The sequence below is a fragment of the Gordonibacter sp. 28C genome, from assembly GCF_003339845.1.
In the GTDB taxonomy this organism is placed as follows: domain Bacteria; phylum Actinomycetota; class Coriobacteriia; order Coriobacteriales; family Eggerthellaceae; genus Gordonibacter.
Window position 1 is genome coordinate 205,795 of sequence record NZ_PPTR01000004.1, and the last position, 24,859, is coordinate 230,653.

The following is a 24,859-nucleotide window of genomic DNA, read 5'->3' on the forward strand; positions in this document are numbered from 1 at the left end:
CCTTTGCGCTACTCACGGCACTGCACCCCCTCCCGCACGACCTCGGCGGGGATCGGGACCATGCAGAGCTCCCCGTCCCGGTCCTCGCCGTAGGGCGTCACGATGTCGACGATGTAGCCGCCGCGCTCGAGCGCGGCCAGCGCCTCGTCGTAGTCGCGGCGCGGCAGGCCGGCCTCGGCCGCCGCGATGTCGCGCGCCGGGCACTCGATCGCCACCGACATGGGATCGCGCGCCACGATGCAGCAGAAGACCGACTTCTGCTCGAGCGTGAGGTCGCCGTCGTCGAAGATCGGGCGGATACGCCGCGCCCAGAACCTATCGCCGACCGTCATCCTCGCCGTGCCGGCCTGATTCCCGGCGGAATCTTTCCTTCCCATATGCCATCCCTCCATGGTCATCCATCGCGGGCCCAGGCCCGCATCCTGTGTCTGTATCTACCCAAATGTGCAGATGCGCAATCGCACAAATACGTAAAAACGAAAATGTGCGGTTGCGTATATGCGCATATGCGTGCATGCGTATGTATGCTGATGTGTGGGATGAAAAAGGCACAGGCCGTTTGGACCCGTGCCTGAATCAGCGCGCGTCGACCTTGAGGAAAGTCGATACCTTGATCTCGCTCTGCCCGCCGGCCTCGGCCCTCCTCGGACGGCCGTCGAGAAACGATGCCGCCCTCGCCTCGGCCAGCTCCCCCTCGAGCACCACGGCGACGCCGGGGGCGAGGGAGGCCGCCACGGCCATCGCCACCGGGCCGAACGCGACGCAGTGGAACCTGTGCTCGACGCGGCGCGAGCCCGCCGCCTTCTCCTGGGACAGGCAGAAGCGCGCGTGCGCGGGCCCCCTGTCCGGCTCCGTGAACTCCACGGGCCCGAACACGAGCCCCGACACCACGATCCTGTTGACCGTTTCCAAACCCCGACTCCTTCCTTCCCAAGCCATCCGTCTCGGAGGTTAAGCCGCCGGCTGCGGCGGCCTGGGGCTCTTTATGCCCATTGAGGGGGAGTTTCAACGCGCGGGTTGCGCGATTTGCGGCAAACGAAGGCGCTTTTCTCCATAAACGGTCCATATGGAGAGAAAAACACAACTCGATCTGGGGCATTTTCGCGGTTCGCCCATGGGATAGGTAGGCTTTCGGTCGGATCCGGAGCCATGGGTGCGGGAGGTTTCCACGCCCTAAAAATGAAAAAGCCCCCTGAACAGGGGGTTTGAAAATAGGAGGGAGCGATAATTGCAGCCATCAAACAGCAGCAGTTTTTTGCGTTGCTTAGCACACATCTCATCGGTCCAAATCAGTCAGCGAGAACTTTGCCTCGTCGGTTGGCAGCGCCAAGCCGCCCCAGTTGGCGTAGTAAGTCAGCGAGGGCGGCCGTGGTGCCCGAGATCGTGGGGATGGCGAGGGCGAAGCGTACTTTGGTACGCGAGCTCTCGCCATCGCCGCGAGATCGGGTGCCACGGGCGGCCGCAGCGTCGGCTCGTTCCGGCGGCCGGCAGGCCGCCGGAACCCCAGAACCTAATAGTTTTGGCGGAGCCACTCGTACATGCAGGCCGTGGAGGCCTGGGCGACGTTGAGGGAGGCCACCTCGCCCATCTGGGGAAGCTTCACCAGGAAGTCGCAGCTTTCCTTCACCACGCGGGACAGGCCCTCGGCCTCGTTGCCCATGACGAGCGCGATCTTGCCCTTCATGTTCGAGCGCCAGATGACGTCGTCGGCCTGCTCGCTGGCGCCCGCCACCCAGAAGCCGCGCTCCTTGAGGCGAGCCATGACCTGCACGAGGTTCGGCACCTGCGCCACGGGCATGTGCGCGATGGCGCCCGCCGAGCTCTTGTAGGTGGAGGCGTCCACCTTCGCGCTGCGCTTGTTCGGAATGACCAGGCCGCAGGCGCCCACGGCCTCGGCGCTGCGCGCGATGGCCCCCAGGTTGCCGGCGTCGGTGAGGTGGTCGAGGATGACGACGAGCGCCCGGCCGTCGTGCTCTTCGGCGTAGGTTTCCGCGGCGCGCTCGATCTCGGCGATGTCCACGTAGGCGTGCGGCTTCGTCTCCGCCATGACGCCCTGGTGGCTGCCGCGCTCGGACCTCTCGTCCAGCGTCTTGCGCGGCACCGTGACCACGGGCACGTCGAAGTGCTTCGCCTTGCGCAAGACGTCCTCTATCAGGCCGTCGCGTTTCACGTTGTCGGCGAGCAGGATGCGCTTGACGGGCACCTGCGTGCGCAGCGCCTCGATGATGGGGCGTTTGCCCTCGATGTAATCAGCCATGGATGGTGTCGCTTTCCGCAGCCGGCCCGGCCGGCTTGTCGCGCTTAGGGTTCGATATCGAACGGAAAGTGTACCACGCCCATCCGCACGCGAGCGGGCCTTCGATAAAAACTGCGTCAATCGCCCAGCGAAGGAGCCGGCTTCGCCAGGCAATCGCATTCCGGATAGGCCATGCCCTCCAAATAGGGCACGGCGCAATTCTTCCCCGCGGCCTTCGCGCGGTAAAGGGCGATGTCGGCGCGACGGTACAACTCGGAGAACGGATGCGGGTCCTGCGACACCACCACGCCCACGCTGAGGCTGACGTCATGCGGAAGACCGCGATCGGCCGCCGTGCTGCGGAACGCGGCGATGAGGGCCTCGGACCGCTCCATGACGACGCGCGGGTCGTACACGTCGCGCATGAACACCATGAACTCGTCGCCTCCCAGACGCGCGACGACGTCGCTCGTGCGGAACAGCGCGCGGGCGGTGTCCACGAAAGACGTGAGCAGGTCGTCGCCGACAAGGTGGCCGAACTGGTCGTTAACCGACTTGAAGCAGTCCACGTCGGCCAGAAGGCACGCATAGGACACGTCGGGCTGCTTGGAAGCGCAGTACTCCCGCAAGCGGCTTTGGAGGTACGAGCGGTTGTAGGCGCGCGTCAACGCGTCGGTGGAAGACTGCTCCAGCAGCTCGTATTCCCCCGAAACGTCCACGATCTTGCCCACGTACTTCACAAGCCGGCCCTCGCCGTCGTAGATGCGGCGACCCAGAACGCGCTGGTGCACGTAGGCGTCGCGCTCGCCTTTGCGGCCGTCGAAGAAGAACACGGGACGCAGGCGGTACACGTACGCGTAAGCGTCGTGCTCCGTGCCGGGTTCTGGCTTGGCCTGCGACAGCAGACGCGTATCGGCGGCGTAGCGCTCGCGGTCGTCGGGATGCACGAAGCCGCCGGGATCGAGCGTGCTCTTGCAGTGCTCCACCACGATCTTGTTGCGCCTGATGTCCGGGTTCTCGCCGAAGCGGGTGGAGAACAGGTGCAGCGTGTCGCGCGCCACGTCGTACTCGTAGATGACGTCGTCGGACAGCTCCGAGACGATCTCGTAGCGCTCGCGCTCGACCTTCGCCTGGGACAGCACGGCGTCGACGTCGACCGCGCCCACGTCCCGCGCGGTCAAACCGCGCGAGGCGGCCTCGCCGGCCGACGCGTCGGGGGCCGAGCTGTGCACATGGACGATGCGCCAGTCGCCCGCAACCGGCGCGTACACGAACGTGAGGCGGCGCACGTACTCGTCGGCGGCGCACCCCTTCGTCGCGCGCGTGCGCAGGCTGGACAGCACGACGGCGCACGACTCGTTTCGGTAGGCCAGGTGGCACTCGTGGGAAACGATGCGCGACCCGATGCGGCGCGCGAACGAGCACGAGGCGTCCAGCAGTCGCGCGACGTCGTCGGCGTTGAAGGCGCTCAAGTCCGCGATGTAGCCGTAGCAGGTCGCGTGCGACGGATCGAGGTAGGCGAGCGCGGCATCGAGGTCGCCCCGTTCGTAGCAGGCCTCCACGAAACCGCGCGTTTTATCGACCAGCAAGAATGCCAGGCTCCCCATCGTCTCAGCTTCTCTCGTACGCTTCGTCGGATCGGCGTTTTCCGCCTTAATTGAGGGCACCATGCTAGCATAATGTCAAGGCAAAAAACGCCCCCCCCCCCCGATTTTCATCAGTTACCCACGAGGTTGTGGTTTCGGCGCGGTTGCCGCGCATTCCGGTCGAGCCCTGCCCCTATCGGCGCTCCTCGCCCTCGCGATCCCCTTTCCGCGCGCGCGAGCGCTTGCGCTGCCGTCGTGTCGAGATGCGGTCGCCGCCGTGCAGGAACACGCCGGACACGAGCCGTTTGAGCGAGCCCAGGCCGCGTGTGACGTGCGGGGTGAGGTCGGCTTCGTCGCGCGTCTTCCAATCGAAGTACACGCTCCAGTAGCGCAGGAGCACCACGGCGAGCACGCAGGCGATGCCGGCGACGACGAGCGGGCTTCCCAAGTAGGCGAGCACGGTGAACAGCAGCGAGCCGCCCAGGCCCGCCACCGCGTAGAAGTTCGACTGCTGGAATATGCCGGGCGTCTCGCCCACGCAGATGTCGCGCACCGCGCCGCCGCCCACGGCCGTGATGGCGCCCAGGATGACGGTGAGCACGAAGCCCTCGCCGCAAGCGTAGGCTTTGGACGCGCCCGCGAGCGCGAACAGGCCCACCGACAGCGCGTCGGCGAAGAACACCGTGGCGTCAAGGTGCTTGAACAGGCCGCGGAAGTAGAACACGAACGCGCACAGCACGATGCACAGCAGGATGAGGTCGGGGTGCGACGTGAAGTACACGCCCTTGTCCTGCAGCAGCACGTCGCGGATGATGCCGCCGCCGTACCCGGTGAGCAGGCCCAGCACCACGGTGCCGATGATGTCGAGCTTGCGGTCGCACGCGAACAGCGCGCCCGTGAGCACGCCCACGACGACGGAGAAGTAGTCGATGCCCCACGGCACCGTGAGCACCTGCCCGTCCGCGAACGCCGAGCCGATGAATTCCGCTATGTCCATGCGCGCCTTCCCCGCGAGCCTCCGGTAAACCTGCGGTGCCCAGTGTCGCCATTTTCGGCGGGTCGGTCAAGAGGCGGGGTTTGCCTACAGCGCGGTTCCCTTCGTGGGGACTTTCAGGGCGTCGACGTCGACGCCTTCCAGCCTCAGCAGGGCTATCTTCTTCTGCAGGCCGCCGGCGTAGCCGGTGAGGCTGCGGGTGGAACCCACCACGCGGTGGCACGGCAGGATGATGGAGATGGGGTTGTGGCCCACCGCGCCGCCCACGGCGCGGGCCGAGGTGCGCGCGCCGGTCTCTTCCTCGATGCGGCGCGCCAGCTCGCCGTACGTGGTGAGCTGGCCGTAGGGGATCTCCGCGAGCATCGTCCACACGCGTTGGCGAAACGCCGTGCCGCGCGGGCTCACGGGCGGGATGGGACCGGGGTCGGCGCCTTCGAAGTAGCGGTCGAGCCAGGCGCGCGCCTCCTGGAGCACGGGCAGCTCGGGGCGCTCCTCGGTTTCGCCGAGCGTGGCCTCGAAGTACTTCTGGCCGTCGAGCCACAGGCCCACGAGGGCGTCGCCGTCGCTGGCGACGGTGAGGGGGCCGACGGGCGAATTCAGGGTGCTGAGGTAGTCCATGGTTGATCCTATCGTTCGGGTGACGGGTTTGCGGCGGGCCGGTCGGACGGCGGGGCCTTCGCGGACGAGGCCGGCTCGTGCGGTACCGACCACAGCGACATGACGGCGTAGGAGCGCCAGGGGCTCCACGCCTTCGAGAGCGCCGCCAGCTCGCGCAGCTTGAGGCCGGGGAAGGCGCTCTTTACGCCCAGGTCGGTGGCCGGGAAGCCGTCGGGGTGGCCGTAGGCGCGCATGAGCAGGTACTGCACGGTCCAGTCGCCGATGCCGGGGATGGCGGCCAAGGCGCGCGCCTCGGCCTCGAGGTCGGCGCCGGGGCGCAGCGTCACCTCGCCCGCGCACACGGCCCGCGCGAGCGCGCAGATGGCGCGGGCCCGCTGCCCGATGACGCCCAACGCGCCCAGGCGGTCGGCCGCGTCGTCGGCGCAGAACACGGCGGGCGGCGGGAACGCCGTGGCGAGCGCTGCGTGCGGCGCGGCCGCCGGCGTGCCGAACTCCCGCGCCACCCGCCCCGCCAGCGTGCCGGCCGCCTTCACGGTGATCTGCTGGCCCAGAATGGCGCGCACCGCCATCTCGAAGCCGTCGAAGCAGCACGGCAGTCGGATGCCGGGCACGCGGTTCGCGGCGGGCACGCGCGCATGGAAATCGGCGAGGCCGGCTTCCACCACGGCGGGAAGGCAGTCGGTGTCGAACAGGCGCCGCACGCGCGCCACCACCAGGGGCAGCTCGTCGAACAGCTCGGGCGACACGGTGAGCGCCAGACGGTTGCGCGCGGGCTCGTCGGCCACCCTGATCCACCCCACGAGCGGTTGCGCGCCGGGCTCGTCGCGATCGAGGCGCACGGTGCGCAGGTACGCGCCGTCCTCCACCGCCTCCACGCCCTCGATGGCGCGCAGGCGCAGGAAGTCAAGCAGCAGGTCGAAGCGGTACGGCGGGCGGTATCCCATGTGCAGCACCACGGGGCCCGCGTCCGCGCGCGCAGCCCCCGCCTTCGCGCGGAAGAGGCTGGGCGGCATGCGGTACTGACGCGAAAACGCATCGTTGAAGCGGCGGACCGACGAGAAGCCGCAGGCGAACGCCACGCGCGTCACCGGAAGGTCGGTGTCGGTGAGCAGGCTTTTCGCAAGGAGCAGCCGGCAGGTGCCGCGGTACGCCGTGGGCGTGACGCCGTAGGTGCGCTCGAACAGGCGCCTCAGCTGCCGCTCGGACAGGCCCAGCCGCGTGGCCACGTCCGCGATGCGGCACGAACCCGCATGCTCGCGGATGAGTTCGGCGGCGCGCTGGACGGCCCGGTCGGTGTCCGGCGCGATGGGCGCGCCGGGAGCCAGCTCGGGACGGCACTTCAGGCAGGGACGGTACCCGGCCGCCTCGGCCTCGGCGGCGGTCCGGTAGAACGTGCAGTTCTCGCGTTTCGGGCGCTTGGCCGGGCACACGGCACGGCAGTAGACGCCCGTGGACTTCACGCCCACGAAGAACAGCCCGTCGAAGCGCGCGTCGTGCGCGCCCAGCGCCTCCCAGCACGTGTCGCCGTCGGGCAGCACGGATCCGGCGAACGCGTCGGCGGAAAGCGCGCCGCCGCCCGTTGCGATTTCCCGGTCGTCCATGAGCGCATCCTTCCCCGACGGTTCCCTTGCGTTCATGAAACCACACTCCGGCGGCGCGCGCTAGCCATTTTCGGACATAAAAGGCGTGACGGCGGCTGCCTCGTCAGCGCGGAGCGTGCGGGCGGCGATTCGACGGCGCGGGACAACCGGAGCGTCGCCGTGCACGCACCGGTCATCCCGAGCGAGGCCGAAGCGGCATGCGTATTCGATGATCGGCCCACGAATACCTTGCGAACTGGTATGATACGTCTCAAACGAAAAAGGGGACCGACTTGCCCGTCTGCTCGCTTTCGATGACGAAGGGGAACGCTGTGAACAAAAGGATCGTCTGCGCGGCCGCGGCCTGCGCCGTGGCTTTGTCTTTGACGCTGACCGGATGCGACTCGCAGGTCGAGGAGCCGAACGTTCCGACCGATTCCGCATCGGGTTCCGCCGGCGGCTACGGATACACGCTCACCGACGCGGAGAAGCTGAAGGCTTTGGCCGTAGGCGAGACGGCCGTATGGCGCGACTACGAGGTCACCGTGACGTCCATCGACCGCGCCGACGGCAAGCTCACCGCCCACATCGACGTGAGAAGCCACACGCTGGCGCAGTCGCTTGGCACCGAGTGCCTGCTGTCGTTCGGCATGCCGCCCGTGAGCTCGTCGTTCGAAGGCGACGTCATCGACGTGCCCGCCGGCGAGACGGTGTCGGGCACGCTCACGTTCGACGACCAGTACACCTCGCAGCGCCTCTTCTGGAACGACGGGGCCACCGAAGGCACGTGGGACCTCACGTTGCCGCCGGTGCAGCCCGAGCGGCAAGGCGCCGAGGGCGAGGGCGCCGAACCGTCCAAGACGGAGGCCGCCAAGCAGGAGGAGCCGAAGAAGGACGAGGCCGCCGAGGCGCAGAAGCAGGCCGTCGCTGCGCTCGAGGCCGAAATGCCCTCGCTGTTCGAGAACAACACGTTCTACGCGTTCCAAAGCGTCGACACGTCCACCGCCACCGTGACTCCCCAGGAAGGCGGCGGCTACGAGTACGTCAACGACGTCACCGTCACCGGTGCCGACGGGGCGCCGACCACGACGAACGTGCGCCTGATCTGCGAGGCGAACGGCAACTGCATATCGATGACCGTGGACGGCGCGTTCTTGTTCTAGGCGGCGCGCGGCATGCATTCGCCGCGACAAGAACCGGGTTCGGAGCCATCGAACTCGGTCGCGCCGGCGCATCGGCGCATAAGGCTCCTCGTGCCAAACATCACCGTTTGATGCCAGAACCCTGACACTTGCTTTTCGTCACGGTATAGTTTCGCCATGCGCCATCGCGCTTCGAAACGCAAGGAGACCCGCCATGATAAAGTCGCCCGTCGCGTCCCGCTTCGCGCAGCGCTCCGCCCAGAGTTGGGTAGCCGTGTTGCTCGCCGTCTGCCTGTTTGCCGCCGGAGCGGCGTTCGCCGGTTGTGCGAGCGAGCAGCCGAGCACATCCGACCCGTCGAATAGCCCGACCATGGTTTCGGATCCCGACGACCTTTCGGCTTCCATCGAATACGAGCCCATCGACTACGCCGACCCTGCGCGCTGGATAGCGCGTCCGAGCGAGACGCCGTTGCCCGTAGACGTGTTCTACCTCTATCCCACCGCCTGGCACAAGGTGAGCGGCGGAGAATCGAACCTGTGCGCCATCGACAACGAAACCCTGCTGGAAGGGGCGCCGAAGATATTCGACGAGCAGGCCACGGCTTTCGAGACGGCGGGCAACGTGTTCGCGCCGTACTATCGCCAGGTCGACGCCGCCTACTACCTAAGTGCTTCGGAGAGCGACCAGACGAAGCTGTTGGGAGGCGTACCCGCGCTCGATGCGTACACCGCCTTGGACTACTACTTCGAGCACTGCAACGAGGGACGGCCTTTCATCTTGGCCGGGCATTCGCAAGGCTCCAACCTGCTTAAATACGTGCTGCAAGACTACATGGGCAAGCACCCGGAGCTCAAGGAGCGCATGGTTGCCGCCTACGTGATAGGCTACAAGGTGATGGGCGACGAAGGGTTCCTCGGCCCGGACGCCTTCAAGTTCGCCGAAGGCCCCGACGACACCGGCGTGGTTATCTCATACAACACGCAAGCCCCCGAGATCGAGGGAGCCAACCCGGTGACCGAGGCCGGCGCGCTGGGCATCAATCCCATCACCTGGACGCGCACCAGCGAGACGGCTCCCGCCAGCGCGAGCAAAGGCGCGCGCATCAACGGCGTGGACGCAGGTCCCTTGGCCGACGCCACCGTCGACAGCGCGCGCGGCGCGCTGATCTGCTCGACGGTGGATCCCGACGATTTCGGCTCCGCGAGCGGCGTGTTCCCCAAGGGCGTGTACCACGGCCAGGACTACGCGTTCTACTACTACGACCTGCGCGCCAACGCCGAACTGCGCGCGGCAACGTATCTGGCGGAACACGGCGGGGCCTAAGCGGGAGCTGTCGAAGCGTTCGGACACGACATCCGCGTACCGATCGGCGGCGCGCAGGAACTAACGGGAGAGCTGCGCCGCTTGGGATTCGAGAACGCTCTGCGCGAGCGCGAGCAAGCCGGCGAAGTATCCGTTGGGGAACGCTTCGACCACGCGGCCGCGCAGCGACGCGATCCACGACAGAGGATGCCGCTCAATGAATGAGGCGAGAAAAGCCTCATTCGCCGCCTCGCCGGCGGCGTATCGGCGACAGAGCTCGGACAGGTACAGCAGCTCGATGCCCATATGATCCTCGTATTGGCGATTCTCGTTGCGCAGCTCCAGCCCGGCCTCGCGCAAAAGCTCGCGCATTTCGAACGTGGCCTGGCCGAAGCCCACCGTAGCGCCCTCGCCGCGGTGCATGGTTTCCCATGGGGGCGCAGCGGGCGACGGAGGGCCCACAAACAGGCGAGTGTATTCAACGGCTACCTGCTGGACCGCCTCGTCACGCGGCCGGGTTGCCGCCGCTTCCGCATATCGACTGCAGGCGTCGATGCACGCCCGAATAGCCTCATCACCGAAATCGGGGAACGACTCCCAAAACGCATAGTCGATACCGACCGACGGCGTTTGCGTCATGGGCTTCAACAACGAGTTCCCCACGAACCCGTAGACTTCGGAAAGCGCACTCCAAGGGGTGTCTGCCAACATGGTGGACTCCTTCGATCAGGGCGCTTAAGGCGCCGAGCGTTGCTTGCAAGGACACCCGCATCCGCCAGCGGGAGCGGCAGGACGCGGGCAAGGGAGGGAGTGCGGCCTGCGAGCGGAACGATGCCCGAAAGGCAGGACGCGACAGCATGAGGGAGGGAGATACGGAGCCCGAACGCCAGGCATACGGACTCCGTATCGAGAACCCCCAGGTTAAACGGCCTTTGCGGCTATTCCGCCCTCTGCCGCCTCTCCGGCCGAAACCGACTGCGGAGCTTTCGAGAGCAGTTTCTTCGACAGCAGCATGAAGGCCAGGACGCCAAGCGAGACCACGCCGACCGCAACCGTTATCTCCACCCAGGTGGGGGCATACGAGCTCGTGATAGCCCATACGTCCACGCCCCCAGCATGAGCAGCAGAGGACGATCCCGATATGATGCCGGGAGCCCCCGCCACATTGGGAACGACGAACGAAGTCAGCAGAAGCCACACGCGTTTGAAGAACACGCCCACCACCACGCAGACGCTCGCCGCAGCCACCAAACCCATACGCGCACGATTCCTCGCGAACACAAGAATGCAGAACGGAACAAGCACTCCCACGACGATTTCGAACCAGAAGAACGGGGCTGTGGCGCCCGTCGCCATGATGGCGAGCATCTCGGCGCCGGCAGCGCCCGGGTAGGCCATCGTCAGCGCCTCGCAGCCCACGAAGAACCCGTCGACGGCGATGCACGCGGCCAGCAAACCAGCCAGGTTGGAAATGAGCTTCTTCTCCACCTTGAACGTGCCGGACTTGTTGAGGCCCATGAGCGACAGCAGCAGCAACGCCAGACCGGAGTCCATGGCGGACACCACGAACAACGGCGCCATGATAGCCGAGTACCAGCCCTCCTTCGCCATTTCCAGACCGAAGATCCATGCGGTCACGGAATGCACGAGGATCGCCACGGGCAATGCGAAACGCGACACGATGGCGACTTTATCCTGCGCGCCCGGTTTCTTCGACTTCATGAAATACAGGTACACCACGTTGATGACCAGGTACAGCGTGATGACGCAAATATCCCAGAACAGCGGCGACGCGGGGTTCGGCCCCGTGACGATGCGCCACACGCGCTGGATACCGCCTAAATCGATGAGCACGAACATACCGGCGCAGCAGATGCACACCGTGGACAGGATGACGGCGGGAAGCGCCACCTTCTTGTACTCGGCCACATGGAACACGCTGGCAGAGGAGGCCACGATCAAGCCACCGGCCGAGAGGCCGACAAAGAACATGAAACAGGTGATGTACAGGCCCCACGAGGTGCCGTTGTTCATACCGGTGACACCCAAACCGTTCATCAGTTGGTAGATCCAGGCGGCGATGCCGGCCACCGTCAGCGCGCCGAGCACGCCGGCAACCGCTTTGAATTTCGTTGAGGTTCCCATGATTCGCACCCCCTTCTTAGTTGAAATAGTGAACTTGCGGACGCGTGCCCTGCTCTTCAAGAAGAACGCCGGCATTGCGCTCGCGGAGCACGGTCGATATCTCGCTCTCGGGATCGTCAAGATCGCCGAAAACGCGCGCTTTGGAAAGACAGCATCTTACGCACATGGGCTCGTCGCCGCGATCGGTGCGCTCTTTGCACAACGTGCATTTCTCCGCCACGCCCTTCGGGCGCACTGGCACGTCCTTGTCCCCATAATTGAAATCGGGATCGCGTACCGGCTCGTTCCAATTGAAAACACGGGCATTGTACGGGCACGCCGCCATGCACATGCGGCAACCGATGCACTTGTCGTAATCGATCTCCACGCGCCCTTTTTCGTCCTTGTACGTGGCACCCGTGGGGCACACGCGCATGCAGGCGGGATTCTCGCAGTGCTGGCAAGCCACGGGCAGATGCGAGCGAGAGATGTTGGGATAGACGCCCTGCACACCGACCTCGAACTCGCAATCTTCGTTGAGCACGCGGTTCCACGCCATGCCCATGGGCACGTTGTTCTGCATTTTGCACGCCATGGCGCACGTATTGCAGCCCGTGCAACGATCAAGGTTGATGGCTATGGCCAATCGAGTCATTTGAACCACCTACGCTTTCTTCACTTCGATAAGCGTGTCGTTGAAGGGAGTGACCCTACCCTTGGCAAGCGCTTTTCCACGAGGATTCACGGCATCGTTGGTGACGTTCTGCACGTTTCCAGCGTCCATGTACTTGTCCCAGATGCCCTCGACAATGGCAGCCGTCCCAGGACGAACCGCTTCAGTGGCAACGCAGGCGCATTGGAACGAGCCCCGATCGTTGAACGCCTCGACCACGTCGCCGGACTCCAAGCCGCGAGCGGCCATGTCGGAGGGGTTCATTTCCAGCGTCGGCTCGTAATGCTGGCGCAACCATGTGGCGTCCATAAAGTTTTGATGAATGAAATATTTCGACCTTCGCTGCGTCATGACAAGGGGGTACTCGTCTCGCAGAGGGTTGTCCTCGTACGCCTCGTTCGGTGCTTCGTACTGGGGCAGCGCCTGTCCGTAGCTCACCAGATTCTCGTAATACAAGTCGATCTTTCCCGACGTCGTCTTGTATGTTTGCCCGCTGTAGCTGCGCGCGATATCCGGCTGGTTCTTGAGGGCAACCACTCCGTTGTTGGCAAGCAGGTCGTCGAGGGTGATGCCGGCGACCGCCTTGTCAGTCGCTTTGTCCAACTGGAAGCGCGCAAGCTCCTCTTGGCTCTTCGGGAGCGCATCGCCATACCCTAAACGCTTGGCCATTTCGCGATCGATCCAGAAGTCCGTCTTGCTCTCGAACAGAGGGTCCAGCACCTTTTGCTGCAGGAGAACGTGCCCTCGCAGAGCTCGGAGAAAGCCGATTTCCTCGTCGACTTCGAAGTGGGAGCACACGGGCAGAACGATATCGGCCCAATCCACCGAAGGCGTATGCCAGATATCCTGAACCACTACGAAATCGAGGCTCTTTGCCCACTCGTTCGTGCGGTTTTGATTGCCTGCGATTTGCTGGAAGGCACCGTTTTGTACCCACATGAAGCGTATGCCGCTTTCTTCGTCGCGATAGTCGACGCTCGCCTTGGGTGCCGGCGCTGTTTTGCATTCGGAAGGCAAGGGCCAGGAAGCCAGCTTGCCCGCTCCGAATATTTTCTGATACGCATTCACGTACGCGCCCGCTCCCCAACCGGGGATATCGGTCCCAAAAGAGCCGACCAGCGTGGCGAGAAGAACCGCTGCATGACCGGCAACGTCGGCATTGTAGAATTTCTCGCCGCCGCCAAACCCGAACGATAGGATCGAGGGCCCGTTGTTTGCGTATTTGTCAGTGATCTCGATGAGAACGCTCTCGTCGATACCGGTGGTCTCGGCGGCCCAGGAGGATGGGTACTGGCTCTGGTTCTCTTTGAGCAGCTTGAACACGGTAGCGTATTCCTCGCCGTTGATAGAAGTCTCGAAATCGAGGACCGGATCTACGTCAGCCTCATTGTACGCAGCCAAAGCGCCAGCGCCTTCGTCCCACACCATGAAAGGATTGTCGGATCCCGCCTGCTTGACGTCGTCGACGGGACCTTTTCGCAGGAGAGACCTATCCGAGCGCTTGACCAGGAAGGGCATGCTCGTATTAGCCTTCAAATACGGAGCGTTGTACCACTCGTTGTCCAGGATGATCGAGATCATACCGAGGTAAAGCGCCGGATCGGTGCCCGCAACCATGGGAACCCATCGCGAACTCTTCTCGGCGGTAGTGCAAAAATTCGGGTCGAGCGTGATGATCTCGGCCCCCGCCTCCTTCGCCTCAAAGAAATACCGCGCGGTCACCATGCACGTCTCCAACATGTTGCAACCCACGTTGAGGATGGTTTTGGCGTTCTTCCAATCGGTGACCTCGTTCGACGAGGCGCCCTGTTGGCCCGACTCGGCAAGCGCCGGCGAAAATCCGTTGCCCATACCTATGTCGATGCCGCGGTGGGGCTTTTCCTGACCCTTGAGCAGCTGGGGAAGAAACGTGGTGAGCGAATCGACGGCCGTCTGGATGGCTATAGCCCCGACGCCGTACTTCTCCTGCGTCTCTTTCACCTTGTCGGCGATTGTGTCGAGTGCTTCGTCCCAAGTGATTTCGACGAACTCGCCCGCCCCGCGCTCACCTACGCGTTTGAGGGGAACCTGCAAGCGCTCTTCGCTGTAAGTATGTTGTATTTCGGAAATGCCCTTCAGGCAGATGGTCTCGTTACGCTTGTCCGGCCAGTCGTTCGGCTCGATCAAAACCATGCGCCCGTCGCGCACCGTGCACTTCAAATGGCAGTTGCACTGGCAATGACGGTAGTGGAAGGTGTAACCGCAATGCTCCTCGGGTGCGGCATGCGCCTCCGTCGGCGCAAGCCACCCGTCAGCCGTCGTCATGCCGGCAGCCCCCGCAAGGCCAAGCGCTCCCGCAGCAACGCCGACGGCCTTGATAAAGCTCCTTCGCGTAAGTCCGCTTTGCGAACCGATCGCTTCTGACATGTCTCCTCCTAAGATGGTATCAGGGCATTTCGCATCGTGTCTGCGAAGTTGGAACCTCGTCTGGACGGCCGTTGCGCAGTCAAGCGCACTCCCCCTGCGATCGATTCCCCCTGCGGCACGACTCGTGCGAGAATGCCTTTCTATCCCTCGTGAGAATTGGCCAAATTCTTCTTCCTGCACTATACGAGATTATCATATGACAATCAAGGATTGTCATATGATAATCTTGGCTTGTCATTATTCTATTTTCAACATAATAGCAATCGATGCAACTTGTTGATTCCGCAGATCAGATATACAATCGGCAAGTATTTGAATGATCGTTCAAGTTGTAGTTTTACGATCATCGGGGGAATCAATCTCCTATCACATGCCCTTTTCTCATTTGAATTACGAACAAATGTTTCACGTGAAACATCGTTGCGAAAAGCATACGAAACCGTCGAACACGTCGAACGGCGATTCATGGAGAAAAGCGTACTGAGTTTTCGGAAACGGCACCTTCTCGCGGATTATTCAACCGCCCAACGTTTATCGCCTTGCGGCACCTTCTCGCGGATTATTCAACCGCCCAACGTTTATCGCCTTGCGGCGCCTTTCGCCTTTGGAAGCATCGTAACTGACGTTCCCATACTTGAACCTGCCGTTTTGCGGCAATTTTAGAATCCGCCGAACATCCTGCCCCGCTCGGCTGCGACGTCGTTCACCGTTGCGATTTGACGGGTGGTTTGATACTGGACGGCCTCGATGAATCTCTCGTCAAGATAGGGGTTGAGCGACAGCACCGACGCAATATCGTCTTCGAATCCCTGCAAAAGCGAGGGATCGTACCAAGAAAGGTCTTCGACCAGCGATAGCTGTTGGGACGGGTACGGCCGGAAGGGGTGCGATTCCCAAAGATAGCGCCCCACCTCCAGCTCACCGATCGTCGCTCGGCTGTAGAAACCGCAACCGTTGTCGAACAGCGGCGCAACCCGATAGCCGTCGAGCGTTTCCACGTTGCGCATCAACCCGAAATTATAAGTATGTCGGTCAAAGTTAGCCATGAGGAAATCGACGACGATCATCTTGTCCACCGCCTCGACGATTCCGAGAACGCCCAGCTCGCGCCCCGCTTCAAGATACCCTCGATGCGGATCCCGGCCTTCCGTGATGCCGAAGGCGGTAAGGACGTCCGCCGCCGGAATAAGCTCGGTGCCGGAAGACGCCATGGTTGGGCACGACGAATAGGCGCGGCCGCGCCATTCGATCAGGTCGTAGGAAACGAACTCGTCCTTCGCCAAGAGCCTGCCAAGCAGTTTCGTTGCGAGCAATTCGTTGTACGGCTCGCGATTCTCGTTGCTCGAGCCGCCTTTCACCAGGTAATCGACGCCGTTGCGCCTCATCCAGGTCTTGGCCAGCATGCCTGGCGTTGCCGTGTCGGGCGTATGAGCCGGCTTCGCCAAACGCTTCGCCGAAGCGCCTGCAAGCAGGGTCTCGCCCAGATCCTCTTGGTAGCCGTTTTCGAAGTAGTTCACGTCGTGCCACCGAAGGTCCGACCCAGCCGGCTTGAACCAGTACTGGTCCGACAAGTTCAATCCCCACGATGCGAACATCAGGTCGGCTGCATGCTGTGCGACCGCCTCCCGCAGCACCGGCGCCAAGTTGGGGCGAAGGTCGGGAATCGCTCGGGCGGCTATCCAAGCCGCCAGATCGTAGCGGTTGGGATCGCGCTCTCGCAGACCGACGCCCAAGGGCTTCCAAGCGATCCCGTCCAGCGGCTCCACATCGGTGGTTTCCCGCGTGCGGCGATTGTAGGTGAAGCCGAGCACCGGATGATCGCGGTTCATGAGCGTGTACGATTCAAGATTGCCAGGGTTCTTCTCGCCCATCTTCAACCGGCCGGCCGGGCGATTGAGCGCGGCCCGCTCGGCCACCGAGCGCTCGTCCACCATCCACGCGCGACCGAACCGCTCGGCCTGCAACTCGCCCGCGTTGATGAGCGCATTCACGCGTCGGACGCTTACGCCCAGCTTCTCGGCGGTCTCCTTGGTGGTGTACACGGCGCCTCCCTGCACTCGTCCGTATTTTCAGCCGCATTCAGCAACATTCTCTTCTGCCGCATCGCTTCTTCAATTATACCAAGTGTGGAATATTTAGCTTCTATAGATTACAAATTAAATATTCCAAATATGGAACATTTAAAAAGATAGCCATGATCCAGCACGCAAGCGGTCTCTACCCGATGCATGCCCGTGATGGCTTTCGGCTGTTTTACATCGCGTGCGTATTTTAGCCGATACCGGACAACACCCCAAAAAAGCAATGTTCAATGACCAGGCGATCGCTGCACCGTCGAAACTCCCCGCAGCTTCACGTCGCCCTGCTACTTCCCCGCCGTGCCGCCCAGCACGTCTTTCGCGTGGTCGCCCAGAACGTCGCCGAAGCCTTCGCTGAAGCTTGAGGGCACCACGACGGTGCCTCCCGTCTCGCGGACGCTCTCGTACAGCAGGTGCATGGCGCGCAGTCGCAGGGCGGCGTCATTTTTGGCGTAGGTGTCGCCCATGTCGTCCATCATCTCGCAGATGTCTTGCTCGGCCTCCATGAGGATGATGCGGGCCTTCTTGCGCTGCTCGGCCTGGGCTTCCAGCGACATGACCTCCTGCAACTCCTTCGGCAGCAGGATGTCGCGCACCTCCACCGAAAGCACGGTGATGCCCCAGGGCGCCACCTTCTCCTCCAGCGCGCGCTTGAGCTCGCGGTCGAGCTGCTCGCGGCGGATGGCCACCTCGGCGGCACCGGCGCGGCCGATGGCGTCGCGCAGGGCGGTCTGCGCGGCCAGCTCCACGGCGCGCGTGAAGTCGCCCACCTCGGTACAGGCGGCCTTCGCGTCCCACACGTGCCAGAACAGCACGGCGTTCACATCGAGCGGAACGAGGTCGGCCGTGAGCGTTTCCTCGGCGCCGAACGTGGTCACGCGCACACGGCCGTCCACGCGCATGGTGTTCTGCTCGATGACGGGAAGCGTCCAGAACAGGCCCGGGCCCGACACGCGGTTGAACTTGCCCAGGCGCAGCACGACCACCTTCTCCCACTGCTGCGCGATGTGCACCGACATGGTGGCCAGCACCGCCAGAACGAGCGCGCAGACGATGCCCGCCACGCCGACGCCCCCGCCCAGCACGCCCGCAACGGCGAGCACCGCGCAGAACGACACGACGAGCACGACCGCCGAGAACAGCAGCACGCCGGCGTTCGAGGCGCGTTCGCCCACGATCTCCGTGTTCGCGTCGGGCACCACCTGGAAGGCCTTGCGCCTGCGCGCGGGCGCCGCCGCCTCGGCGCGGCCGAACGCCGCCGCGTTCGACGAAACGTCCTGCGCGTCGAATCTTCTACCCACGGAAATCACGCTCCCGTCTGCTTCGCGCGGCCCTTTGGGCTCACGTCTATCTCCACTATGCGGCCCCTGCCGCCCGCTTCGCCATCGGACGCCGAGCCTTCTCCGGCGTCGCGCTTCAGCTGCTTGATCTTGCGCGTCATGCAGTTTTGGATGTCGTCGAGCGTGAGGCCCAGGTCGCGGCACGACGCCACGCAGTCGTCGAGGATGCCGTCGATCTCCTGGGCATGCTCCTCGCCCACGTCGGCGTCCAGATCGCGCACGAACACGCCGCGCCCGCGCGTCGACTCCAAGTATCCGTCCGTCACCAGGCTCAGGTACGCTTTGTTCACCGTGTTGTAATTGATGGATATCTCCGAGGCCAGGCCGCGCACCGTGGGCAGCTGGTCGCCCGGCTTGAAGTAGCCGGAGTTTATCAGGTAGATCAGCCGTTGCCGCAGCTGCACCCAAAGGGGCACGTCGGTCGTGGTATCCACTTCGAACGGGAACATGAGCCTCAAACCCTTCTCTACCCTACCGTCATCGCGAGCAGCGGATGCATGCCCGCCTCCACCACGCAGAACCGCATGGCGAACCCGCCTATCAGAATGCACGCCGACGCCACGATCGCAAGCGGTGGGCGCTCGCTGCGGGCGCTCGCCAGAACCGCATCGAGCACGAGCGGAACGGCGAGCCCCACCAGCACGAAACCGCCCCAGAACAGCCACGCCGCCTCGCCGGCCACCAGCGCTTCGGCCGACGCCGCCAGCGCCTGTGCCGTCTGGCCTGCCACGAAGTCGCCGCCGATGCCGGCGAGCGCAAAACCTGCGAACACGGCCGCGACCGCCGCCTCCAGCACGATGACGACCGCATCGACCGCCGCCAAGCGGGCGAGCACCGTGGAGAACGCATGGGCCGCGCCCGTGAACTGCGCCACGACCAGCACAAGCGCCGCGCCGCATGAAAGCGACGACAGAACGAACAGCACCGGCAGCCAGGGCGAGGCCCACAGAGGCACCGCGCTCAGGCTCTGCAGGAGCAACCCCGTGTACGCCATGACCACAAGGGTCACCGCCGCGAGCACCACCTCGAGCGCGCGCACCGCCCGCAAGCTCGCACGGCGCGTGAAACCGCCCCACGCGATTGCTGCGAGCGCGGCGAGCACCGCGCATGCGGCGAGCGACCAAGCGCCCACCGCCACGAACGACAGCGTGGGATTCGCGAGCAGCAGCAGGACCCGGTCGGCGCGCCCCACATCGGCCAGCAAAAACACCATGCCCAGCCCAAGCGCCATCAGGGCCGTCGCGTAGCCGGGAGCCAGCAGCTTGCGGTACGGCTCGGGAACGCGCAGCACCACGCGCGGAGAGGCGACTCGGCGCGAAACGCTCATCCGCGTCCCGTCGATCGCGACCGCCACGCGCTCGCGCGGAGCCAGCAGGCCCAGCATCGCCAGCACCAGGCACGCCCCCGCGCCCGCACCGCCCAGGAAAAGGTAGCACACGATCATCGGACCGAGCATCGAGCCACCCCTTCCCTTTCCGACCGGCGCTTGCACATGACAGGCGGACCCTACTCGCACTCGTCACGCGCTTCGCTCCGTGCGCCGCCATCGATGGCACGCGCAAATTATCATAAGACAATCACGGGGACATTGTATGACATTTCGTCGAGCCAAGCCAGACGCTGCAGCACGCGGGTTGCGAACACTACGCGCAAAGGCCCGCTTTCACACCTCGCCGCCGAATCTTGCCACCACGACCCCACGCTCGGCCTGGAACAGACTGTGCCAAAAGAGCCGATTTTCGTTCTTGCATGGCAAGGGCTCCGGCCTTGCTGCTCAACGGGGAGCATTCCCGCAAGTCGTCGGCAAGGGCAGAGCCCTTGCCCTACACAGAACGGCCGCTGAGAGAGCACGTTACGACAACTTTTTGGTACAGCCTATTCCAAGCCGAACCTGAGCGTCGCCCAACCGCAGATGCGTCCGACTTAGCTCCCGATACAGAACGCCGCATAGAGGGGCACGCTCTTGATGCCGTTCTCGAAACCGAACTGCTTCGTCGAGACTCGCAGCACATAAGGCGGCTGATACGCCTTGCGATACGCCTCCAAACTGCGCGCCGAAACATTTCCGCCTGACTTCACCTCGACCGGCGCCACATCGCCCTCGGACATCTGAACGACAAAGTCCACTTCCGCCCTGCTCGTCGTTCCCCAGTAGAACGGCTCGATGCCGTTGGCAACCATCTGCTGCATAACGTAGTTTTCGGCTATGCCGCCCCGAAAGCACGATCCCTTATCCGCGGCGGGTTCAAGGTCGGCGGCATCGACGCCGTACCGCGCTGCGAGCAAACCGACATCGAGCAGATACAGCTTGAAGAAATCCTGCTCCACGAAAGCCTTGAGTGGCTTTCGACCCTCGCTCACCCGATAGCAGAACGACACGAGTCCGGCGGCGTTGAGCCAGTTGATAGGGGCCTCGTACTGAAACGCCCGCGCCGAGGACGAGATCGTGGCGTACTGAAACTTGTGGTTCTCCTTCGCAAGCTGCTCCGGAACGCTTCGCCATACGTTGAGTATCTTCGCGCTATCGAGTGGACTCGCGTATTTCGTCATATCGGCGATATAAGCGTCGGTGATGCCTAACTGGATGGATTGAATCTCGCTCGGGGAAGCACTTGACGAAGCGGCGTCAACTGCCTCGGGCATGCCGCCAACCAACAGGTAGCGACGGTAATGGCCCAGCGCGTAGTCATGCAACCCCATCGGACGGTCGGCCGCGTAAGCGGCGCGAATCAAATCGGCAAGCTGCTCCTCTTGGAACGCCCAGAGGAACTCCTCGAAATCGAGCGGATGCATGGTCAACGTATCAACTTTGCCAACCGGATACGAGTATTCCTCTCGCCCAAGGGCAACCCCCAGCAAGCTCCCCGCAGCAATGACGTGGTATTCGGGGGCACGCTCGAAAAAGTACTTCAAAGAGGTGAGCGCCCGGGGGCATGCCTGCACCTCATCGAAAAACAGCAACGTGCTCTCCGGATCGACGGACGTTTTCGTTATAACCTCAAGTTGCGGCAACAGCGCTTCCGGCGTGATGTCGCCTTCGAACAATGCACATGCGTTTTTCTGTGCCGAGAAATCGACATAGAGCAGATTGCGGTATTGTTTTTGCGCAAAATCAAGAATCGAATAGGTTTTTCCCACTTGGCGGGCGCCGTTCAGCACAAGCGGCTTGCGAACGCGCGAGTTTTTCCACACGAGAAGCGCCTCTTCGATTTTTCGCCTCATGACGGAGCCTCTTTCTGCTTTGGCTATTAAATTGAAATTCCGTTAAAAGTGTAACGAAATTTCAGGAAATTCCGTTAAAAGTGTAACGAAATTTCTATTTCAAGTAAAGCAGGCTGGCGAGACGCATCTCATGCGGAGACCTTGCGGTGGGTGAATTGCGGGACGGTGGCGGTTTGGGCGTTTCCGGGGCGCGCACGCTACACTGGCCGGAAACCGACGAACCCATGAGGAAGGAGGACGCATGGAGTCCACCGTTTTCAGGAAGATGCGCCTGCAAGAGGGCGCGCGGGGCATCGCGTTGAACGCCCCACCCGAGTTTCAGGAAATGGCGGCGAGCCAGCGGCTGGTCGCGTTCCCCAACAGCGGGCCGTACGACTTCGCACTGGTGTTCGCCGCAAGCATCGAAGAGTACCGGTCGCGCGCCGCACAGGCGCGCGAAGCGCTTTCGCAGCAAGGAAGGCTGTGGGTCGCCTTTCCCCGGCCGCGCGGCGTGCAACCGCGCACGTTCGGCTGGCATGCGCTCTGGTTAACGGCCCGCCGCGAGGGACTCGAGGAGATGAGAGGCATCCCATTCGACGATGCGTGGGCCGTGGCCTGCTTCAGGCAGGCCACGGAGAAATGCTGAACCCTGGTGCTAGCGCGGCATCAACTGACGAACGCCCCCAGCAGCTGCGCGGCCGCGCGGTAGAACGGCTCGCGGGACTCGGCGGCGAGGCGCTCGGCGAAGCGGGGCATCCAGGCGCGGGCGTGGTCGTCCAGGAAGGACGCGTAGGCCGCGGCCGGGGAGCCGCCGGGCAGGGCGCCGGGATCGAGGCCCCCGGGCGGCTCGGCCAGGCCCGCCTCCAGCATGGCCAGGTGCTGCAAAAGCTCGCACTCGGTGGCGGCGTGGTCCAAGGGCTCGTTCGTGCCCTCGGGGCGGCCCAGGCCGCAGGAGCGCATGAAGCGCTCCACCTCCATGGAGTGCGGGTTCACGAACAGGAGCGCCTGCACGCCGTCGTCGGCCGCGCGCCAGACCCCCTCGTAGGGGCTGCAGGCCGCGTCGGGCGCGCCCACGAACAGGCGCGTTGCCTCCGCGCGCAGCGCGTGAAGAAGCTCGTCGGCCGGGCGGTCGTCGGCGCCTCCGCGCCGCAGGGGATCCTTCGACTCCGCGCCTGCGGCGCTGCACTCAGGATGACAAGGGGCGGGCGCCTCTGCGAAATGTCCTAATTGGGGACTGTCCCCTTTTAGGACATTCGCCACCTCGGCGGCGGCGTCGGCCCACTCGCCGCCCGCCACGGCGTCGGCCAGCTCCGCGTCGGGGTAGCGCAGCGAGAACGCCAGCAGCTCCCACATGGCGGCACGGGCCTGCCATACCCCCTGCTCGTCAATCGAGTTCGTCTGCATGTTCCGCGTCCTTTCCCTTCTTGGCAAACCGTATGAACCACCGAGCGTGGACCACCACGTGCACCAGCAGCAAAGCCAGCAGCACCTTGGCCGAGATCGCATGCAACGGATCCCAGAAATAATAACCTTGCGCATAATATCCCAAAGCGGGCAGAACCGCGCCAGACACCAGAACGCCCGACACGACGCACACCATGAAAGCCACGACGATGCATACGTCCAGCACCAGATTCCCCACGCGGCTCCACGACGGACTGCGCAACGCCGAACGCACCGTGTCGGCAACCCAGTCGACATGCGCGGCCACATGCACTAGAAACACGAGCACCAGACCAAGACCTGCCCATTCGTGCAGCGCGACGCCCGTTATAGCAGGATTAGCCACAATCGCATACACCGCCAGCGCCACCACGTCGACGATCAGGTTCTTCTTCGGGTCCACAGCTCCTCCCCTCTACATCTTCCGAACGAGCAGCACCAGGCCCACCACCAGCACGACCGGAGCGAGCACCCAGAGGTTCAGGCTGGCATCGGATGCCTGGTAGTAGCGCGTCGACAGTGTGTCCCACGCATGGCAGTCGACCGACGAGCAACTCGCCTTGGGACACGACAGCTCGTGAACGCCGTCGGGCTCGGGCACGTTGTCGAAACCGTGGCACTCCCCCGAGGCGCACCTGACAGCCGGGCACGGGGAATCGGCGACGATTGGTTGCGGCAATCCCACCGCAGGATCGGATGCGATCCCTGCAGCGAACGTACAAGCGCCCACCAGCAGGAAGGCCGCCAGCGTTACCAGGAGTTTCCTTACCATGGTCACCATCGCCCTTCGAGACGGGAGCGCCCGCGGTGCAAGGCCAGACGAGCGGGCAAGCGGGCGCTCCGTCGAACAACGGAGCCGCGCCGGGCGGGGAGGGGTGGCCCGGCGCGCTCCGACCGAACGGTTAGCGGGACTTCTCGACCGGTTTGAGCGGCAGGAACTTCAGACCCAGCAGGAGCAGCAGGGCGCCCAGGCCGACCACGCCCAGCATCACGCCGAACTCGAGCGGCGTCGGCCAGTACACCATCCCCTGGTAGGCGCCGGCCATGCCGCCCGCCCAATTTGTCGCCAAATACTGCGTCGTCACGCCGGGGTAGTCGATGTTCGGAATCTGGAAGCCGCCCACGAGCAGCTGCACGCGCTTGCAGAAGATACCGGCAATGGCCAGCAACGCGCCGACGACGATCAACGGGTTCGTGCGCAGCTTCGGCACGAAGCACACCACGGCGCACAGGGCGCAGCCGACGATCTCGGTCCAGAAGAACGGCGCGAGGGGCCCGGACACCAGCATGGCCACGATCTCGGCGCCGGAGGCGCCGGGGAAGCCGGCCGTGAGCAGGTCGCAGCCGAAGAAGTACAGGTCGACGAGCACGAACGCGCCCAGCATCTTCGCCATCTTGACGACGTTGGACTGGTCGAGCTGCAGGTAGCCCGCCTTTCGCAGCGCGATCACCACCACCAGCACGAGGGCCGTGCCGCAGACGAGGGCCGAGGACACGAACCACGGGGCCAGCAGCGCCGTGTACCACATCTCGTGCCCCTGCTGCAGGCCGAAGATCCAAGCGGTGACGGAGTGCACGAGGATCGCGCACACGAGCGCGACGACCGAGATGACGCGCAGGGACGTCGCCGACCCCTTGCCGCCTTCGAAGCGCAACGTGGCCCACAGGTACACGATGGACAGGACGAGGTACACCGCCAGCACGACGATGTCCCACATGAGGGGCGACCCCAGGTTGGAATAGGCGAACAGCTCCCACAGGCGCAAGGGCTGCCCGAGGTCGACCACGACGAACCCGATGGCCAGCACCGTGCAGCAGATGGACGTCCACACGGCCACCTTGCTGATGCCGCCGAAGCCCTTCATCCCGAAGGCGCGCGGCACCGACGAGATGATGAGGCCGCCGGCCGACAGGCCCACCAGGAACATGAACATGGTGATGTAGAGCCCCCAGGAGTCGAGGTTGCGCATCCCGGTCTGCACCAGGCCGCCGGAGAGCTGCACGCCCCACAGGACCAGGCCGCCCACCGTCAGAACAGCCGCGACGACGATGCCGATGTTCAATCCCCTGCCCCCGAATCTGGCAGCAGGAGCCTTGGCGGGCTTGGCCGCCGAAGTAGTCTCAGTCATTATCGT

General features: G+C 64.1%; 23 protein-coding genes. 3 read left to right on the top strand and 20 right to left on the bottom strand.

Annotation, left to right across the window (positions count from 1 at the left end; translation table 11 throughout):
- Positions 1-8: 8 nt before the first annotated feature.
- The 7 genes from C1878_RS16585 to C1878_RS06885 form a co-directional block, all read right to left on the bottom strand.
- The gene (locus C1878_RS16585; protein ID WP_147272559.1) at positions 9-377 is read right to left on the bottom strand and encodes a hypothetical protein; all 369 of its coding nucleotides are present in this window, start codon (positions 375-377) and stop codon (positions 9-11) included.
- Positions 378-576: 199 nt separating this feature from the next.
- Positions 577-912: a single-stranded DNA-binding protein gene (locus tag C1878_RS06855; RefSeq protein WP_158539749.1), complete on the bottom strand. Its 336-nt coding sequence runs from the start codon at positions 910-912 to the stop codon at positions 577-579.
- Positions 913-1,510: 598 nt separating this feature from the next.
- Positions 1,511-2,257, bottom strand: coding sequence for a 23S rRNA (guanosine(2251)-2'-O)-methyltransferase RlmB (gene rlmB, locus C1878_RS06865; RefSeq protein WP_114600877.1), 747 nt, complete (start codon positions 2,255-2,257; stop codon positions 1,511-1,513).
- 116 nt (positions 2,258-2,373) lie between these two features.
- Positions 2,374-3,843 carry a diguanylate cyclase domain-containing protein gene (locus C1878_RS06870; RefSeq protein ID WP_158539750.1) on the bottom strand — a complete coding sequence of 490 codons (1,470 nt, stop codon included), beginning with the start codon at positions 3,841-3,843 and terminating at the stop codon, positions 2,374-2,376.
- A 172-nt stretch (positions 3,844-4,015) separates the two neighbouring features.
- Positions 4,016-4,819 (bottom strand): trimeric intracellular cation channel family protein, encoded by an 804-nt coding sequence (locus C1878_RS06875; protein ID WP_114600879.1) that lies wholly within the window; start codon positions 4,817-4,819, stop codon positions 4,016-4,018.
- 84 nt (positions 4,820-4,903) lie between these two features.
- On the bottom strand, positions 4,904-5,434 hold the full coding sequence (locus C1878_RS06880; RefSeq protein WP_114600880.1) for a methylated-DNA--[protein]-cysteine S-methyltransferase: 531 nt from the start codon (positions 5,432-5,434) through the stop codon (positions 4,904-4,906).
- 8 nt (positions 5,435-5,442) lie between these two features.
- A complete protein-coding gene (locus C1878_RS06885; protein WP_114600881.1) occupies positions 5,443-7,035 on the bottom strand; it encodes an AlkA N-terminal domain-containing protein in 1,593 nt (530 codons plus the stop codon).
- 311 nt (positions 7,036-7,346) lie between these two features.
- On the opposite strand from C1878_RS06885, the gene C1878_RS06890 reads away from it, so the two are divergent.
- Together C1878_RS06890 and C1878_RS06895 are read left to right on the top strand one after the other, a co-directional pair.
- Positions 7,347-8,177, top strand: a complete 831-nt coding sequence (locus tag C1878_RS06890; protein WP_114601006.1) for a hypothetical protein — start codon at positions 7,347-7,349, stop codon at positions 8,175-8,177.
- A 193-nt stretch (positions 8,178-8,370) separates the two neighbouring features.
- Entirely contained in the window at positions 8,371-9,480 is a 1,110-nt protein-coding gene (locus C1878_RS06895; RefSeq protein ID WP_114600882.1) for a DUF3089 domain-containing protein, read from the top strand.
- Positions 9,481-9,540: 60 nt separating this feature from the next.
- Here the strand turns inward: C1878_RS06895 and C1878_RS06900 are convergent, their stop codons facing one another.
- From C1878_RS06900 to C1878_RS06940, 9 genes are all read right to left on the bottom strand, one after another.
- Complete coding sequence (locus C1878_RS06900; protein ID WP_114600883.1) at positions 9,541-10,170, bottom strand: molecular chaperone; 630 nt, start codon at positions 10,168-10,170, stop codon at positions 9,541-9,543.
- A 210-nt stretch (positions 10,171-10,380) separates the two neighbouring features.
- Entirely contained in the window at positions 10,381-11,604 is a 1,224-nt protein-coding gene (gene nrfD, locus C1878_RS06905; protein ID WP_114600884.1) for an NrfD/PsrC family molybdoenzyme membrane anchor subunit, read from the bottom strand.
- Positions 11,605-11,620: 16 nt separating this feature from the next.
- Positions 11,621-12,238 (bottom strand): 4Fe-4S dicluster domain-containing protein, encoded by a 618-nt coding sequence (locus tag C1878_RS06910; protein WP_114600885.1) that lies wholly within the window; start codon positions 12,236-12,238, stop codon positions 11,621-11,623.
- Between the two features lie 9 nt (positions 12,239-12,247).
- Positions 12,248-14,662 (bottom strand): molybdopterin-dependent oxidoreductase, encoded by a 2,415-nt coding sequence (locus tag C1878_RS06915; protein ID WP_114600886.1) that lies wholly within the window; start codon positions 14,660-14,662, stop codon positions 12,248-12,250.
- Positions 14,663-15,321: 659 nt separating this feature from the next.
- Positions 15,322-16,704 carry a helix-turn-helix domain-containing protein gene (locus C1878_RS06920; protein ID WP_114601007.1) on the bottom strand — a complete coding sequence of 461 codons (1,383 nt, stop codon included), beginning with the start codon at positions 16,702-16,704 and terminating at the stop codon, positions 15,322-15,324.
- Between the two features lie 323 nt (positions 16,705-17,027).
- Positions 17,028-17,942: a slipin family protein gene (locus tag C1878_RS06925; RefSeq protein ID WP_114601008.1), complete on the bottom strand. Its 915-nt coding sequence runs from the start codon at positions 17,940-17,942 to the stop codon at positions 17,028-17,030.
- 104 nt (positions 17,943-18,046) lie between these two features.
- A complete protein-coding gene (locus C1878_RS06930; protein WP_114600887.1) occupies positions 18,047-18,529 on the bottom strand; it encodes a GntR family transcriptional regulator in 483 nt (160 codons plus the stop codon).
- Positions 18,530-18,546: 17 nt separating this feature from the next.
- Complete coding sequence (gene nrfD / locus C1878_RS06935) at positions 18,547-19,536, bottom strand: NrfD/PsrC family molybdoenzyme membrane anchor subunit (RefSeq protein ID WP_114600888.1); 990 nt, start codon at positions 19,534-19,536, stop codon at positions 18,547-18,549.
- Positions 19,537-20,003: 467 nt separating this feature from the next.
- Positions 20,004-21,302, bottom strand: coding sequence for an ATP-binding protein (locus C1878_RS06940; protein WP_114600889.1), 1,299 nt, complete (start codon positions 21,300-21,302; stop codon positions 20,004-20,006).
- 241 nt (positions 21,303-21,543) lie between these two features.
- On the opposite strand from C1878_RS06940, the gene C1878_RS06945 reads away from it, so the two are divergent.
- Positions 21,544-21,927: a hypothetical protein gene (locus tag C1878_RS06945; RefSeq protein ID WP_114600890.1), complete on the top strand. Its 384-nt coding sequence runs from the start codon at positions 21,544-21,546 to the stop codon at positions 21,925-21,927.
- Positions 21,928-21,947: 20 nt separating this feature from the next.
- Here C1878_RS06945 and C1878_RS06950 read toward each other — a convergent pair whose 3' ends face one another.
- The 4 genes from C1878_RS06950 to nrfD (C1878_RS06965) form a co-directional block, all read right to left on the bottom strand.
- A complete protein-coding gene (locus tag C1878_RS06950) occupies positions 21,948-22,685 on the bottom strand; it encodes a molecular chaperone (RefSeq protein WP_114600891.1) in 738 nt (245 codons plus the stop codon).
- Positions 22,666-23,127 (bottom strand): DUF4405 domain-containing protein, encoded by a 462-nt coding sequence (locus C1878_RS06955; protein ID WP_114600892.1) that lies wholly within the window; start codon positions 23,125-23,127, stop codon positions 22,666-22,668. Before C1878_RS06955 ends, C1878_RS06950 begins: the two co-directional genes overlap by 20 nt.
- 12 nt (positions 23,128-23,139) lie before the next feature.
- Positions 23,140-23,496 carry a hypothetical protein gene (locus C1878_RS06960; RefSeq protein WP_114601009.1) on the bottom strand — a complete coding sequence of 119 codons (357 nt, stop codon included), beginning with the start codon at positions 23,494-23,496 and terminating at the stop codon, positions 23,140-23,142.
- Positions 23,497-23,626: 130 nt separating this feature from the next.
- Positions 23,627-24,853 carry an NrfD/PsrC family molybdoenzyme membrane anchor subunit gene (gene nrfD, locus C1878_RS06965; RefSeq protein WP_114600893.1) on the bottom strand — a complete coding sequence of 409 codons (1,227 nt, stop codon included), beginning with the start codon at positions 24,851-24,853 and terminating at the stop codon, positions 23,627-23,629.
- Positions 24,854-24,859 lie beyond the last annotated feature (6 nt).

What these genes read in the sequence shown, in the direction of transcription:
- C1878_RS06895 (WP_114600882.1), top strand. Translation starts at nt 8,371, where the DNA reads ATGATAAAGTCGCCCGTCGCGTCCCGCTTCGCGCAGCGCTCCGCCCAG.
- C1878_RS06910 (WP_114600885.1), bottom strand. Translation starts at nt 12,238, where the DNA reads ATGACTCGATTGGCCATAGCCATCAACCTTGATCGTTGCACGGGCTGC.
- nrfD (WP_114600884.1), bottom strand. Translation starts at nt 11,604, where the DNA reads ATGGGAACCTCAACGAAATTCAAAGCGGTTGCCGGCGTGCTCGGCGCG.
- C1878_RS06915 (WP_114600886.1), bottom strand. Translation starts at nt 14,662, where the DNA reads ATGTCAGAAGCGATCGGTTCGCAAAGCGGACTTACGCGAAGGAGCTTT.
- C1878_RS06900 (WP_114600883.1), bottom strand. Translation starts at nt 10,170, where the DNA reads ATGTTGGCAGACACCCCTTGGAGTGCGCTTTCCGAAGTCTACGGGTTC.
- nrfD (WP_114600888.1), bottom strand. Translation starts at nt 19,536, where the DNA reads ATGCTCGGTCCGATGATCGTGTGCTACCTTTTCCTGGGCGGTGCGGGC.
- C1878_RS06885 (WP_114600881.1), bottom strand. Translation starts at nt 7,035, where the DNA reads ATGGACGACCGGGAAATCGCAACGGGCGGCGGCGCGCTTTCCGCCGAC.
- C1878_RS16585 (WP_147272559.1), bottom strand. Translation starts at nt 377, where the DNA reads ATGGGAAGGAAAGATTCCGCCGGGAATCAGGCCGGCACGGCGAGGATG.
- C1878_RS06870 (WP_158539750.1), bottom strand. Translation starts at nt 3,843, where the DNA reads ATGGGGAGCCTGGCATTCTTGCTGGTCGATAAAACGCGCGGTTTCGTG.
- C1878_RS06880 (WP_114600880.1), bottom strand. Translation starts at nt 5,434, where the DNA reads ATGGACTACCTCAGCACCCTGAATTCGCCCGTCGGCCCCCTCACCGTC.
- C1878_RS06930 (WP_114600887.1), bottom strand. Translation starts at nt 18,529, where the DNA reads ATGTTCCCGTTCGAAGTGGATACCACGACCGACGTGCCCCTTTGGGTG.
- nrfD (WP_114600893.1), bottom strand. Translation starts at nt 24,853, where the DNA reads ATGACTGAGACTACTTCGGCGGCCAAGCCCGCCAAGGCTCCTGCTGCC.
- C1878_RS06945 (WP_114600890.1), top strand. Translation starts at nt 21,544, where the DNA reads ATGGAGTCCACCGTTTTCAGGAAGATGCGCCTGCAAGAGGGCGCGCGG.
- C1878_RS06875 (WP_114600879.1), bottom strand. Translation starts at nt 4,819, where the DNA reads ATGGACATAGCGGAATTCATCGGCTCGGCGTTCGCGGACGGGCAGGTG.
- rlmB (WP_114600877.1), bottom strand. Translation starts at nt 2,257, where the DNA reads ATGGCTGATTACATCGAGGGCAAACGCCCCATCATCGAGGCGCTGCGC.
- C1878_RS06960 (WP_114601009.1), bottom strand. Translation starts at nt 23,496, where the DNA reads ATGGTAAGGAAACTCCTGGTAACGCTGGCGGCCTTCCTGCTGGTGGGC.
- C1878_RS06950 (WP_114600891.1), bottom strand. Translation starts at nt 22,685, where the DNA reads ATGCAGACGAACTCGATTGACGAGCAGGGGGTATGGCAGGCCCGTGCC.
- C1878_RS06940 (WP_114600889.1), bottom strand. Translation starts at nt 21,302, where the DNA reads ATGAGGCGAAAAATCGAAGAGGCGCTTCTCGTGTGGAAAAACTCGCGC.